The 13,555-nt window shown below is 65.7% G+C and carries 10 protein-coding genes; 5 read left to right on the forward strand and 5 right to left on the reverse strand.

The features are described from left to right. The first annotated feature begins 75 nt into the window (after nt 1–75). The 3 genes from ABIA45_RS21725 to ABIA45_RS21735 all read left to right on the forward strand — a co-directional run bounded on the left by ABIA45_RS21725 (nt 76) and on the right by ABIA45_RS21735 (nt 2,547). Complete coding sequence (locus ABIA45_RS21725; RefSeq protein WP_404543663.1) at nt 76–1,080, forward strand: Bug family tripartite tricarboxylate transporter substrate binding protein; 1,005 nt, start codon at nt 76–78, stop codon at nt 1,078–1,080. Between the two features lie 25 nt (nt 1,081–1,105). Next, the gene (locus ABIA45_RS21730) at nt 1,106–1,645 is read left to right on the forward strand and encodes a VOC family protein (protein ID WP_271538733.1); all 540 of its coding nucleotides are present in this window, start codon (nt 1,106–1,108) and stop codon (nt 1,643–1,645) included. Nucleotides 1,646–1,734: 89 nt separating this feature from the next. Then, entirely contained in the window at nt 1,735–2,547 is an 813-nt protein-coding gene (locus tag ABIA45_RS21735) for a class I SAM-dependent methyltransferase (protein ID WP_271538735.1), read from the forward strand. 29 nt (nt 2,548–2,576) lie between these two features. Here ABIA45_RS21735 and ABIA45_RS21740 read toward each other — a convergent pair whose 3' ends face one another. Both ABIA45_RS21740 and ABIA45_RS21745 read right to left on the reverse strand, forming a co-directional pair. Then, the gene (locus ABIA45_RS21740; RefSeq protein WP_404543667.1) at nt 2,577–4,118 is read right to left on the reverse strand and encodes a L,D-transpeptidase; all 1,542 of its coding nucleotides are present in this window, start codon (nt 4,116–4,118) and stop codon (nt 2,577–2,579) included. A gap of 251 nt (nt 4,119–4,369) precedes the next feature. Beyond that, nucleotides 4,370–5,806, reverse strand: coding sequence for a lipopolysaccharide biosynthesis protein (locus tag ABIA45_RS21745; protein WP_404543669.1), 1,437 nt, complete (start codon nt 5,804–5,806; stop codon nt 4,370–4,372). A gap of 267 nt (nt 5,807–6,073) precedes the next feature. On the opposite strand from ABIA45_RS21745, the gene ABIA45_RS21750 reads away from it, so the two are divergent. Then, nucleotides 6,074–7,162, forward strand: coding sequence for a glycosyltransferase family 1 protein (locus ABIA45_RS21750; protein ID WP_404653569.1), 1,089 nt, complete (start codon nt 6,074–6,076; stop codon nt 7,160–7,162). Beyond that, nucleotides 7,159–8,226, forward strand: a complete 1,068-nt coding sequence (locus tag ABIA45_RS21755; RefSeq protein ID WP_404653570.1) for an endo-1,4-beta-xylanase — start codon at nt 7,159–7,161, stop codon at nt 8,224–8,226. Before ABIA45_RS21750 ends, ABIA45_RS21755 begins: the two co-directional genes overlap by 4 nt. Before the next feature lie 3 nt (nt 8,227–8,229). On the opposite strand, the gene ABIA45_RS21760 is transcribed toward ABIA45_RS21755, so the two are convergent. The 3 genes from ABIA45_RS21760 to ABIA45_RS21770 form a co-directional block, all read right to left on the reverse strand. Next, a complete protein-coding gene (locus tag ABIA45_RS21760; RefSeq protein ID WP_275497248.1) occupies nt 8,230–9,177 on the reverse strand; it encodes a DUF6492 family protein in 948 nt (315 codons plus the stop codon). Between the two features lie 96 nt (nt 9,178–9,273). Continuing rightward, a complete protein-coding gene (locus ABIA45_RS21765; RefSeq protein WP_404653572.1) occupies nt 9,274–10,068 on the reverse strand; it encodes a protein-L-isoaspartate O-methyltransferase in 795 nt (264 codons plus the stop codon). Nucleotide 10,069: 1 nt separating this feature from the next. Then, the gene (locus ABIA45_RS21770) at nt 10,070–13,528 is read right to left on the reverse strand and encodes an ATP-binding protein (protein WP_404543677.1); all 3,459 of its coding nucleotides are present in this window, start codon (nt 13,526–13,528) and stop codon (nt 10,070–10,072) included. Nucleotides 13,529–13,555: the final 27 nt, after the last annotated feature.

A 13,555-nucleotide genomic window follows, 5' to 3' on the forward strand; every position in this document is an offset into this window, starting at 1 on the left:
CGCTAGTCAACCGCACGAACGATCGTTCGTTTCAACTCCGCTCGATAAGCGGAGAGCAATTGGGGGAAGAACGCCATGGCAAGCCACGCTCGCCTTTTGCCCGCGCCAACCATCGCAGCGCTTCGCATCGTCACATCATTGCTGCTGATCCTGTCTGCGGGGGCGTCCGCCCGCGCCGAGGATGCTGCCGCCTACCCCACCCGCAAGATCAGGATGCTGTTGCCCTATGCGGCCGGCGGCGGTGGCGACGTGGTCGGCCGGCTGCTTGCGGAGAGGATGGGCAAGACGCTCGGGCAGAGCATCTATATCGAGAACCACACCGGCGCCGCCGGCACGATCGGCACGCAGATGGTCGCGACTTCCGCGAATGACGGCTACACCATCACCGTCGGCGGCATGACCACGCATGTGCTGGCGCCCGCGATCTATCCAAAACTGCCCTACGATCCGATCAAGAATTTCACGACCATCGGGCGCGTCGGCGTCTCCGCCATCATGCTGGTGGCCACCAAGGACTTTGCCGCCAATGACATCAAGGATCTGGTCGCGCTGGCCAAGAAGGGCGAGCCGATCCAATACGGCAGCTGGGGCGTCGGCTCGACCGGGCAATTCTGCGCGGAAATCCTGATGCAGCAGACCGGCATCAGGATGGACCACGTGCCGTTCAACGGCATCGCAAAGCTGGCCGGCGATTTGCTCGGCCGCCACATTTCGCTCGCGACGCTCGACGTCGCCACCGCAACGCCGCTGGTGAAGGAGGGCTCGATCAAGGCGCTGGCCGCCTGCGGCGAGCGGTCGCCGAGCCTGCCTGACGTCGCCAGCTACAAGGAGCAGGGTGTGGCGTTCGACCGCAGCCTCTCCTGGGCGATGTATGCGCCCGCCGGCGTGGCGCCGCCGATCGCGCAGAAGCTGTCGGCGGCGCTGAAGGAGGCCCTTGGCGATGACGTCGTGAAGCAGAAGCTGCTGGCGCTCGGCATCACGCCGCAATTCGTGCCCGGCGAGGAGCAACGCGACATCAACGCGCGCGACATCACGGCCTGGAAGCAGGTTGCCAAGGACGCGGGCATCGAGGTCAAGTGATCGACGTGACGAGGGGAGCGCGGGCATGAGCCGCATCTTCGGCGCGGTGCGCCAGAACGGATATGTGGTGCGGGACATCCACGCCGCGATGAAGCACTGGATCGAGGTGATGGGCGTCGGGCCCTGGTACTACATGGACCGGGTCAAGACCGACTGGTTCCGCCATCGCGGCCGGGATTCGGCCGTCGAGATGAGCATTGCGCTGGCGAATTCCGGCGATCTCCAGATCGAGCTGATCCAGCAGCGCAACGACGCGCCCTCGCTCTACAAGGAATTTCTCGATGCCGGGCACGAAGGCCTCCAGCATATGTCGTACTGGAGCCACGACTATCAGGCGCTCTACGACAAGGCGCTCGGGCTCGGCTACAGGCTCGGCCATGAGGGCCAGATCGGCGGCGAGAAGGGACGCTTTGCCTATTTCGACACGCAGGCGCATCCGGGCACGGTGATCGAGATCTCCGATATCAGCGGCACCAAGGGACCGTTCTTCGAAAAGGTGCGGCAGGCCGCGATGAACTGGGACGGCACGCGGCCGATCCGCGAGGTCGGCGGCGGGAGATCGTAGAACCGATTGCCCGCAATGTACGCCGTTGCTGGCTCTTGCGGGAAACCATGGTAACGTGGCCTCGTGTCCGAACCTTCAGCGAGGCTAGCATGCCCGACACTGACAAGGTCTTCGCCGGCTCGATTCCGAAAATCTACGACGAGTATCTGGTCCCGATGATCTTCGCCGTCTATGCGGAGGACATCGCAAGGCGCGTTGCCGCACGCTCTCCCGCTGTATTGCTCGAGATCGCAGCGGGCACCGGTGCGGTGACGCGGGCCGTGGCGGCGGCGCTGCCGCGCGGCGTTCGATACCTTGCAACGGACCTCAACGAACCGATGCTCGCGGTCGCAGCGCAGCGCCAGGCGAATGACGATCGCATCACCTGGCGTCAGGCGGACGCAATGGCCCTGCCCTTCGGCGACGCCGAGTTCGACGTGGTCTGCTGCCAGTTCGGCGCGATGTTCTTTCCGAACCGCATCAAGGCCTATGGCGAGGTCAGGCGCGTCCTGAAGCCGGACGGCACGTTCGTGTTCAACGTTTGGGATCGCATCGAGGAGAATGCACTCACGCATGAAGCAACGGTCGCGCTCGAGAAGCTGTTTCCCAATGATCCGCCGCGTTTCATGGTCCGGACGCCGCACGGCTATCACGACAAGGCCGTCATCAGGAGCGATCTCGAACGAGCTGGCTTCCGCGACATCTCGATCGAAACCCGATCCGAAATCAGCCGCGCGCCTTCAGCCGAAGATGTCGCCATTGCGCTCTGCCAGGGCACGCCACTGCGCAGCGAGATCGAGGCACGGGATGCCGGCAAGCTTCAGGCTGCGACCGATACGGTTGCGGAGGCAATCCGGGCCCGCCATGGATCCGGTCCGGTGGAGGGCAAGATCCAGGCGATCGTGATCGAGGCCCGCCCGTAGCAGGGGCGTTGGCCGAGGCGGCGCGTCCTTTACCAGAAGCCGCGCTGGAACGGCTGCGCCGGCTGATAGTACTGATACTGGCTGCGCCGGCGCGGGTTGGCCGGCTGGACGTAGGGATCGCGGTAGAAGAAGCCGAAGCCGTTGTCCCAGCCGTCGTCGCTGGCGACCATGGCGGGCGCGGTCGGCTTGCGCGTGATGAAGCCGCCTTGCGGCTCGTTGCTCAGGACCGCGACGAACTCGGTCCGGTAATTGGTCTCGCTGCTCAGCGGCTCGTCCGAGATGACGATCGAGGAACGCGGCAACGCGGTCGGCCCGATGCGGTCCCATACGTCCTGCGGGATGGTGATGCGGTCGAGCGCGTTGCGGGCCTCATCGCCGTTCTCGATCGTGACAACGCTCCAGCGCAGCCCCGTCGCGGTCTTCGCCATCGCCGTGAAGATATGCGTGCCGATCGGCTGCTCGGGATTGCGGATCGTGACGGGGACCTCGATGCTGGTGTCGAAGACCTCGCCGCCGCCGTCGGGCGCCGGCTTGTGCGTGTTCCGCCGCACATAGAGCTTCTGCGTCGCCCGGCTGATGTAGACAGAGACCGGCTCGCCCGCGAGCTTCGCGTCGGTCGCCGCCTTCACGGCCTCGGTCTTTCTGGCCGCAGCGGTCTTCGCGGCTTCCTTGGTCGCAGCCACCGCATCGCGCTTCGGCTGCGCGGCGGCCCTGGCGGCCTCGAGCTGCGTCGCCGCGTCGGCAGCCTTGGTTGCTGCCTTCTGCTTCAGCTCCTCGGCCTTGGCGCGGGCCTGATCCGTCTTGGCATTTGCGAGCATTTTGTCGGCGAAGGCGAGCTCGGCATCGGCGCGGGTCTTCTGCTGTTCCAGCTTGCGCAGCGCGGCCGGCAGCGCGGAGGCCTCCTTCGCGGCGACGGACGCAGCCTTCTTGGCCTCGTCGGCCGCCCTTGTGGCTTCCTCCGCCTCGGCGGAGAGCTTGTCGGCCCGGCCGGGCACGGCCGCGATGGCCTCCGGCTTTGGCACGAACAGCGAGGGATGAGAGAATTCCGTCGGGACCGTGTCATGCGGCGAGACGATCACGCGCATCCCGATATAGGTCTTGTCGAACACATTCTCGGCGAAGCCGAACGGCATTCGCACACAGCCGTGCGAGGCGGCATAGCCGGGCAGCGGTCCGCCATGCAGGGCGATGCCGTTCCAGGTAATGCGCTGCATGTGCGGCATCCAGGCATCGTCATAAAGGCTCGAGCGATGCTCCCGGTTCTTCTCGAGGATGGCAAAGACGCCGGCCGGCGTCTCGCGTCCGGTGGTGCCGGTCGATACCGGCGCGCGCACGATCCAGCCATCGGCATCGTAGAACGTGACCTGCTGGCTCTTGATCGACACGATCGCCATGACCGGATCGCCGGCCGCCCGCGGCGCGACTGCCTCGGCCACCTGGCGCTGCTGCTTAGCCGCAATCGCCGGGGTGGCCGCCGCAAGGGTCGCCGCCGCCACGAGCGCCATGATTCCGGCAGGCCCCCGGCGCCCCACCGCCCTGATGGATTGCGCCGTCGTCGATCGGTTTTTCATGCCATCCTCGGTCGAGCTGCCAGTCGGCTGGTATCGCTCACGTGTCAGATTGGAATCGTTGCATTAAGAAATTGCAGTCGCCTTACGTTCCCTCTGTGGCGAGATTCGGCACGTTGCGGCGACAAATCTCTCATATACGACGCCTTGCGCAGGCGGAAGGCGGCCGTCAGCCGGGCTGGCCCGAAGCTGGTCTCGGCCACTGCGGCAGAATGTCCGGGAGAGCCGCCGGAGACGCGCCCACGGAAGCGCGACTAGACGCCCAACGCCTTGCGGTTCAACGTTCGCAGCACACGCAGCGACAAGGTGCGCACGTTCGCAACATTCAGCAGCCAGGCCGCGGCGGCATAGGCAAGGCCGCCGGCGAGGCTGACGATGACGAGCGGCACGAGGCCGGTGCCGCCCACTTGCGCCCGCGCAATCAGGATCGCGGCGGCCATCGCGGCCGCGGAGGCAGCGACGCCGGCGAGGCGATTGAGCTCGAACGGGACCGGATGGGCCCGATACATCAGGACAAGTGCGACGAGGAAGCCGATCGCCTCGGTCGCCAAGGTCGCCAGCGCCGCGCCGTAAAGGCCGTAGCCGCCGATCAGCGCGAACATCAGGATCACGCTGATCACCAGCGTGAGGAAAGATTGCGCCGCCAGCATGAACGGCCGCTCGGCGAGCTGGAAGCTGATCTGCACGTAGAACTGATTGGCGATGCCGAAAAGCCGCGCAAGCACCAGCGTCGGTAACAGGGCCGAGACGCCGGCGCGGAAGTCGATCCCGACGAGCGTTCCGGCCACCTGGTCCGCCGCGAGCGCAAGCCAGACCGCAACGGGCGCCACCACGACGAGCAGCAGCTCGAGGCTTTCGGTCAGCCGCTCCCGCGTCGTCTCGCCGTTGGTCTCAGACAATGACCGGAACACCAGCGGCACGGTCGCCGCGGCGACGCTGGATGCGATCATCACCATGAACTGGCGCGGCAGATCGGCGGCAACGCCGAAGATGCCGGCAGCATCCTTGCCGAGCAGATAAGCGACAATGAGGCGGTCGCAGGCCGAATAGACCGCCACGGACAATCCCGCCAGCGTCAGCGGCAGGCCGTAGCGCGCCAGCTGCATGAACTGGCCGCGCTGGAAGCGCGCGATCCCGGTGCGGTCGCCGACGAGGTTCAGGATGATGCCGGCGAGTGACCCCAGGCCGAAAGCGGCGAGCAGCCCCAATCCGCCCCAGCCCAACCAGATGCCGAGAAGACCGAAGCCGACGGTGGAGACGCTGCGCACGATCGAGATCGCCGCGAAACGGTAGGGGCGCAATTTGGCGCGCTCGAACTCCTGGCCGACATCGACCGCATTGGCCATGATCGCGACGAACATGCTGGCGAGCAGCAGTTCGACGCTGAGATCGCTGCGGACCAGGACGACCAGCGGAGTGGTGGCGCAGAGCACCGCGGCTGTGAGCGCGAAGGCGACGATTGCCGTGCCACGAAAATCGACCTCCGCCGACATCGCCTGATAGCGCGACACCGACAGCTTGATCCAGGCGAAGAAGATCGCGCCCAGAATCCCGGCAAGGCTGATGCCGACGACATAGACGCCGTACTCCGCCGGGCTCAAGAGCCGCGTATAGGCCGTGACGGCGAAGAAGCCCACCGCCGCAGGCAGGATGTAGGCGACGAGATAGATCGAGAAATGGCGGTTCAGCATGCGAGCACGGGACCGTGGGCAGCCATCAGGATTAACGGGTCGTTAAGACGATTGGGCGCGACAATCGGGCTCGCCGCTGGCATTGCCAAGGATAGGTCAAGGATAGCCGGATAACCCTGCAAATCGGATCGCAAATGGAGCGAGCGCGCGGTTATCGCGCGTTAGCGTTAAATTTGCCCTGTTCTTGAAGGAGCGGGCGCGATCACAGAAAAGAAGTATTGATAGCGAAACGTCGCCCGACTCCTCCGACACACTGATGTGACTGACATGGACGTTGTCGAACGAACACGGGCGAGATCGACCTCCCTCCCGCGTCGAACCGCCACTGCTCCCGCGGTTCCGGCGTATCCCGGCGCGAAAGGCCGCGACAGGATGGTCCTCAACCTCTTCTTCGAGGAACGAGACGACCGCTGGTTTCCCGGCGACCGTCACCTTCGGCCGCTGCTGCGCCGGTTGTTGATGGGCAAGTCCTTCATCAGCGGACAGCGGCGCGTTCTGCTCAATCTGTGCGCAGGCCTTGATCGGCTCGGCATTCGCTACCGCGTCAACGATTATCGCTACATTCGGAAGCATCCGGAGGAACTGGCCTGCATCATAGGCCGGCCGTTCGTGCTCGATTGGTTCAAGTGGAAGAATCCGCTGCTGCTTGGCGTCGCCATGTATGACCATCCGATCGACGCACCGGAAACTCTGAACGACCTCGACGTGAGGCGGGTGCTGTTGCCCTGCGCCTGGTATGCCGACATGTTTCGTCCGCACTGGCCCCATGTCGGTGCCTGGCCCGTCGGCATCGAGACGGATCTGTGGATCCCCACGCCGGCTGCGCAGAAGAAGGTCGACGTGCTGCTCTACGACAAGGTGCGCTGGGATTACGACCGGTACCAGCCGGAGCTGATCGAGCCGATCCGAAAGCTTCTCGAAGCCAGCGGCCGCACGGTCGAAACGATCCGCTACGGCCATTACAAGGAAGAGGATTACAAGGCCGCGCTGGCGCGCTGCCGCAGCATGATCTTCCTCTGCGAGCACGAGAGCCAGGGCATCGCCTGCCAGCAAGCACTGTCGAGCGGCGTGCCCGTCTTCGCCTGGGATCGCGGCGGACCCTGGCAGGATCCGAAATATTTCCCGGACAAGGTGCGATACGAGGGCAACGTGTCCTCGGTGCCCTATTTCGACGCGCGCTGTGGCATGACCTTCACTGATGCGGGCTGCTTCGCGGCGGGCTGGGGCCGTTTCTGGTCGCAGGTCGACGCAGGAGGCTTCGCGCCGCGCGATTATGTGCTGGACCACCTGACGCTCGAGAAGGGCGCGCTTCACTATTACGAAATCGCGGAAGCCGCGATGCAGCGGCACGCGTGACCGGGCTCGACCGACGCGAATTCCTGCTCGGCTGTACCGCCACGCTTGCGGCAGGCGCATCGGCGTCCGCGGTGCCGGTCTCGAAACGCGCCCAACGCCGCCCGGGCTACGGCGCAGCCGCCACGCTCTGGGACCTGCAAGCCGATCCGCGGCTCGGCGAGGCCATCAGCACCTATTGCACGCAGGTGGTGCCGGTGCTCGAGCTGAAATGGCCGATGCTGCGGCCGGACGCCCATACGTTCGCCTTCGAGCGCGCCGACGCGATCCTGGATTTCGCGCGCGACAACGATCTGACCATGCGCGGCCACGCACTCGCCTGGTATCACGATATTCCGGACTGGACCAAGCAGATCAAGGGCAGCAAGGGCGTCGAGCGCGCCTATCTCGATCACATCGGCACCGTCGTTTCCTACTACAAGGACAAGCTGACGTCGTGGGACGTCGTCAACGAGCCGATCCCCGACAATCCGCGCAGCCCGAAGGACCGGCGCGACACCTTCTGGACGCAACATCTCGGCGATCGCTGGATTCCGCTGGCGTTCCGCACGGCGGCCGCGGCCGACCCCTTCGTCAAGCTCGCGATCAACGAATACGACATCGAGTCGGCGAAAGATTCCTTCATCGCTAAGCGGGCCGCCTATCGCACGCTCATCATGGACCTGCTCGATCAGGGCGTTCCGCTCCACGCCGTCGGGCTGCAGGCGCATCTTCACGCCGAGCTCGAGATCGACACGCACGGGCTCGCCGAGTTCGTCACCGAGCTGCGCTCGTGGGGGCTCGAGGTGCTCATCACCGAGCTCGACGTCGACGACCAGAAGCTGGCGGGAAGTCCTGCGGAGCGCGACGCCGTCGTCGCCAAGCGCGTCGACGACCTGCTGACGGCCGTTGCCGCGAGCGGCCCGGTGCGCTCGATCCTGACCTGGGGCATCTCAGACCGCTACAGCTGGATCAACGGCACCTTCGCCCGCAAGGACAAGCAGCCGAACCGTCCGCTGCCGCTCGACGGCGAGTTCAAGCCGAAGCCGTTTATGGACGTCATCAGCAAGTTTACGAAAGACGCTTAGAGATCAGCGTGCCTTCGGCGTCTCGAACGCGGCCACATCGCCGATATGATCGGGAGCCAGGCTCGGCGCGCGCCGCTCGCGCGAGGAGAGGCGGAACACGTCGCGGATGTCGTCGATCGAGGTCGACGAATAGGACTGAATGCAAAGCGCGACCTGTTCCGGCGAGGCCGTGCGCATCATCGCTTCGATGGCCGCGCGGTCGAGCGGCGTGTCGTCCCAGTGCGAAACCGCGATGCTGTCTTCGGTGAGCCGATGTCGCGCCAGGTGTTCCGGCGAGGTCGCCACGAAGTTTCCGTAAAGCAGATACTCCGAAAACTTCTTCTTCCGGCACAGCGCCAGCGCCCAGCTCAGGCCGGTCGCCGACTTGATCGCGTCCGTCATCGCACGCGCAGTGTCCCTGTCCCACACCAGCGCGTTGCCGACATAATCGTCCGCCGGGAACGCGCGCTCCTTGATGCCGAGAAGCTGGTCGACGGTGCGCAGCCACAGGCCGTGCAACGGGTGGTCGGCGGCGATCGCTTTGCGCGTGACGAACAGCGGCGTCGTCTCGGCGCCGGCATAGCGGCCGACGTCGAATTCGCGGAAGAACAGATTGTCCGAATCCAGGATGCAGACGCGCTGCTCGGGCGCGTTGAGGACGCCGGCGATCTTCAGGATCTGCTGGATGTGCCAGCCGTGCACGGGCGAGGACAGCAGCGACAGCCAGACGCGCCGGCTGCCGAACTGGAGCGCCGGCGGCAGGGCGAACAGCCATTTCGGCAGATAGCGCGAGGCCGGAACGATGACCCGCTTGTCGGACGCGAAGCGCGCGAACAGCGGCACGTCCTCATCGTTAACGAGCACATAATGGCGCGTGTATCCCGACAGCCAGGTGTCGATGCTCTCGCTGAGCAGCGAAAAGCGTTCGATATCCTTGGCGTAGCTGGCAGTCAGCAGGGCAACGGAATGCATGGAGCACGCTCAAATGGCCATCAGACCCGCACTGATAGCGGCAATGCGAGATGCCGGAAACTCACGATCGAAATCAAGGTAAAGCGAAACGAAGTGTTAGCCATCCGACGGCAGCCCCTGCTCCAGCTCGCGAAAGCGGAGCGGTGCCAGGGCTGAGGCGCGCTGCCACCAGTCGGCGACGCGGTCGTCGAGGGCGGTCACGCCGCGGCCCCGGCCGGGGAAGATCCGGATCTGCTGGATCGCCTCTGCCTCGAATACCCTGGCCCTCCGCGTGATCTTGAGGGCGGCGCCTTCGCGGTCGCGCTGGGTCAGCGGCACCAGAAGACGGCCGCGCGGACGGAGCGACCGCAGCCAGAGCGGGTGCGGGTGCGGGAAGCCGGCATGGACGATGATCACATCGGCGGGTTCGCCCACGTCCTTGCATCCATCGCCGTGGACGACAGTGACATTGCCATAGCCGCGCAAATAGCTCGACGCCCGGGCGGCGAGCCGCTCGTCGCATTCGATCGCATGGACGCGGCCCTTCTTGCCGACCATCATCGACAGCACCGCCGAGAAATAGCCGAGGCCGCAGCCGATCTGCACGACGCGCTCCGCCCGCTTGACGTCGAGAATGTCGATCAAATGCGCCCACAGGCTCGGCAGGCCGGTGTCGAGCTTGCGGCGTGCATCGATGGCGACCAGCACGTTGTCGTAGAGATGAACGGGATCGGCGTCGGGCGTCAGCCGGTAGCTGCGCGCTGCCTCGCCTTTGATGCGCCAGGGCCCCCTTGGCAGAAATTTCTCGCGCGGAACGGCGGCGAGCGCGGCGAGCAGACGCTTCGAGGCAATCCGCTCGCGCCTGGCGATCAACTCCACGTAGTGCGCCCGCGCGGCGGCAAGCTCGCTCATGTCACAGACCGGCCTGCTCGCGCACCGGCGCGTCCATGCCGAGTTCGTCGACGAGCTGCAACGCCTGCTTCAGGTCCGGCGTGTAAAAGCCCTCGCTGAATTTGCCGACGATCGGCATGAGCAAGAGTCTTGCGTCGTCGCGCTTGCCGGCCTGTTGCGACAGGCGCGCGAGGCCGAGGGCGGTGCGAAGCTCCCAGGACAGCGCACCCTGTTTGCGCGCGGTCTCCAGCGAAAGGCCGAACAGGTCCTCCGCCTCCTGTACCGACGCCGGGTCGCCACCCGCCAGCGTGATCTCGCCTTGCAGGCGATAGACCTCGGCGAGATAGAAGTGATCGCCGGTCCGCCTTGCAGTCGCAAGCGCACCATCCAGCGCGCGCAAGGCGGCGTCGCGCATCCCGACCTTGGCGTAGGTTTCCGCGAGCAGACAGCGGAACCAGCAGCCGGCGAGCCAGGAATCCATCGCCTCGTACTCGTCGAGGCCGAAGCGCATCTGGGCGAGCCCTTCGTCCGCTTCGCCGAGCTGAGCCAGCGCCCAGCCGCGCAGGATCGCCGCCTGCTGCTTCCAGTGCAGGAAATTGTGCTCGGTGGCAATGATCATGGCGCGGTTGGCGTAGTCGCGCGTGCCTTCGACGTCGCGCAAATGCTGGCGGAGATAGGCGCCGAACACCAGCGCGAAGGCGAGCGTGAAAGGATGACGGATCTTCTCGGCGTTCGCGATCGCCTGCTCGCTGTGCTGGCGCGCCGCGTCGGGCCGGCCGAGGAACCACAGGAGGTAACCGAGATAAGACAGCGAAACGACACCGGGATCGATGCCGTGCCGTTCCATCAGGTCGGAGTGCAGATCGGGGCTGAACAGGTTGATGCAGCGGTGCAAATGGTGCTGCGAGGCTGCGAAGCGGCCGCGATAGAGCATGGTCATCGCGATCGCGCGGTGCGCCTCGATCAGATAGCCGGTCTGCTGCGCCGGCTGCGTCCGCTCGTTCAGCCGCTCGCGCTTGGCAAACTTCAACAGCTCGACGCTGAGATCGTGCGCGCGGGTGAGATCGGCGCGGATGAAATGGCACACCCAGAGCCCGCGCGTCGCAGCGAAGACCTTTTCGTCGTCATCGAGCTGACGGCCGAGCTCCAGCGCGCGGATGTAGTTCTCCTCGACCTCCTGCACCGCGTAGCCCTTGGCGGCGATCAGCGCGTTGCCGAGCGCGATGCGCAGCTTGAGCTCCATCTCGTCGGCGCCCTGCATGCGCGCATTGGCCTGCACGACGTTAAGGCCGCGGCGCAGGTGGCCGATCGCCTCCAGATTGGCCCCTGTCTTGGCCGCCTGCTTGCCGGCCTTGAGCCAGAAGCTGGCGGCGCCCTCGCTCTGGCCGGATTCGGTCAAATGATGGGCGAGCAGCTCCGGTTCGCGCTCGGTCCTCTCCGGATACATCTCGGCGAGCACCTGGGCGATCCGCGCATGCAGCTTGCGCCGCTCGCTGTGCAACAGGCTCGCATGCGCGGCGTTCTGGATCATCACGTGCTTGAAGGAGTACAGCGCATCCGGCGGATGGCCGCGGCGCATGATCAGCCCGGCCTCCTGCAGATGACTGAGCGCCGCCTCGATCTGCTCGGCCGGCGTATTGGCGACGGCATGCAGCGTCTCGTAGGAGAACTCGCGGCCGATCGTGGCGCCGATCTGCGCGATGCGCTTGAAGGGTCCCATCCGATCGAGCCGCGCCATCAGCGAGTCGGTCAGGGTGGCCGGGATTGCGAGCTGCCGCCACGGTCCGGACAGCACGTAGCGCCCGTGCCGCTCGGTCAGCAGATTGGACTCCAGAACCGTCTTGGTCAGCTCTTCCAGGAACAGCGGCACGCCGTCGGTCTTGACGATGATCTCCTCGACAACCTCCTTGGGCAGCTCGCGTCCCGCGACGCGCTCGACCAGCGTCGTGCGCAACTGCCGGCTCAAGCGGTTCAGGACCAGGGTCGTGATGTGCGAATGCGCGTTCCAGCTCGGCTGGAATTCCGAGCGCGCGGTGATGATCGCCAGGATCGGCTGGTTCTGCACCCGATCGACCAGGAGGTCGACCACCTCGCGGGAGGTCGGGTCGATCCAATGCAAATCCTCGAACGCGATCACCAGCGGCATCTCGCGCGCAAGGCCGAGGAAATGGTTGACCAGCGCCACGACGGTCGCATCCTTCTGCTGCTGCGGCGACAGCTCGAGCGGCGGATAGCGGTCCTCGGTCGGTATCGACAGCAGCGCGGCAAACAGCGGGGTGACCTGCTCGACGTCGCCATGAGCAGCCGCGATCGCGTTCTCCAGGCTCGCCAACGACAGCGCGGACGAATCCTCGCGATCGAGACCGAGGGAGAATTTGAGCTGCGCGACGAAGGGATGGAACGCGGTGGAGGTGTAGTAGGGTGAGCATTGCAGCGAGACCTGTCCATGGCGGTCGTCCGATATCCGCTCGAAGATCTCCTGGATGATGCGCGACTTGCCGATGCCGGGCTCGCCGAACTTGACCACGACCTGGCCGTCGCCGTCCTTGACCTGCTGCCAGCGTCCCATCAAAAGCGCGATCTCCTCCTCGCGGTTGACGAGCGGTGTCAGCCGCGTACCCATCGCCGCAGCGAACCGGGTCTCCACCCGCGAGGCGCGCACCACGTGCCAGGCCTGGGCCTTCTCGGGGATTCCCTTCAAGTCGTGGACGCCGAGATTGCGGTAGTCGAACTTCCCCTTCAGCAGCGCCTGCGTCGAGGCCGAGATCACCACGCCGTTGGGCGGCGCCAGGCCTTGCAGGCGCGCGGCGAGATTGACGGTCTCGCCCACAGCGGAGTCGCGTTCTTCGGTGCCCTGCCCGACCAGATCGCCGACCACGACGAGCCCGGTCGCGATCCCGATGCGGACGGCGGGCGGATGGCTGAGCGCACCGCGCGACTCGACCGCGTGCGCCGTCGACAGCACCCGCACGATCTCGAGCCCGGCGCGCACCGCGCGCTCGGCATCGTCCTCATGTGCGGTCGGATAGCCGAAATAGACCAGGATACCGTCGCCGACAAAACGGGCGGCAAAGCCCTCGTATTGCTTGACGACCCGGACGCAGGTCTCGCGAAAATCCGCGATCATGTCGCGGACGTCCTCCGGATCGAACTGCGCGGACAGCGAGGTGGAATCCACCATGTCGCAGAACATCGTGGTGAGCTGGCGCCGTTCGGCTCCGACCTCCGCCCGGATTTGCGGACGCGGCGCCTCCGCCTCCGTGGTTTCCGCTTGAAACAGCGCCGCCATCGCCCGCTGCAGCCGCTTGCGATCGCCGAGCGGCAATCCGAGCTCGACCAGATCGGCTTCGGTGAGATCCGCGATGACGTCGAGATCGAGGCGGTGCTGCGCGAAAAGATCGGTGTAGTGCCCGAGGCCGATGCTTTCGAGCCAGTGCTTCAGCCCACCTTCCAAACTCGTGCTCGGCTCGTTCTCCAGCATCGCGATTCTGCCCGACCCTTACTCCGT

This window comes from Bradyrhizobium sp. USDA 336 (assembly GCF_044908355.1).
Taxonomy (GTDB): Bacteria; Pseudomonadota; Alphaproteobacteria; order Rhizobiales; family Xanthobacteraceae; genus Bradyrhizobium; species Bradyrhizobium yuanmingense.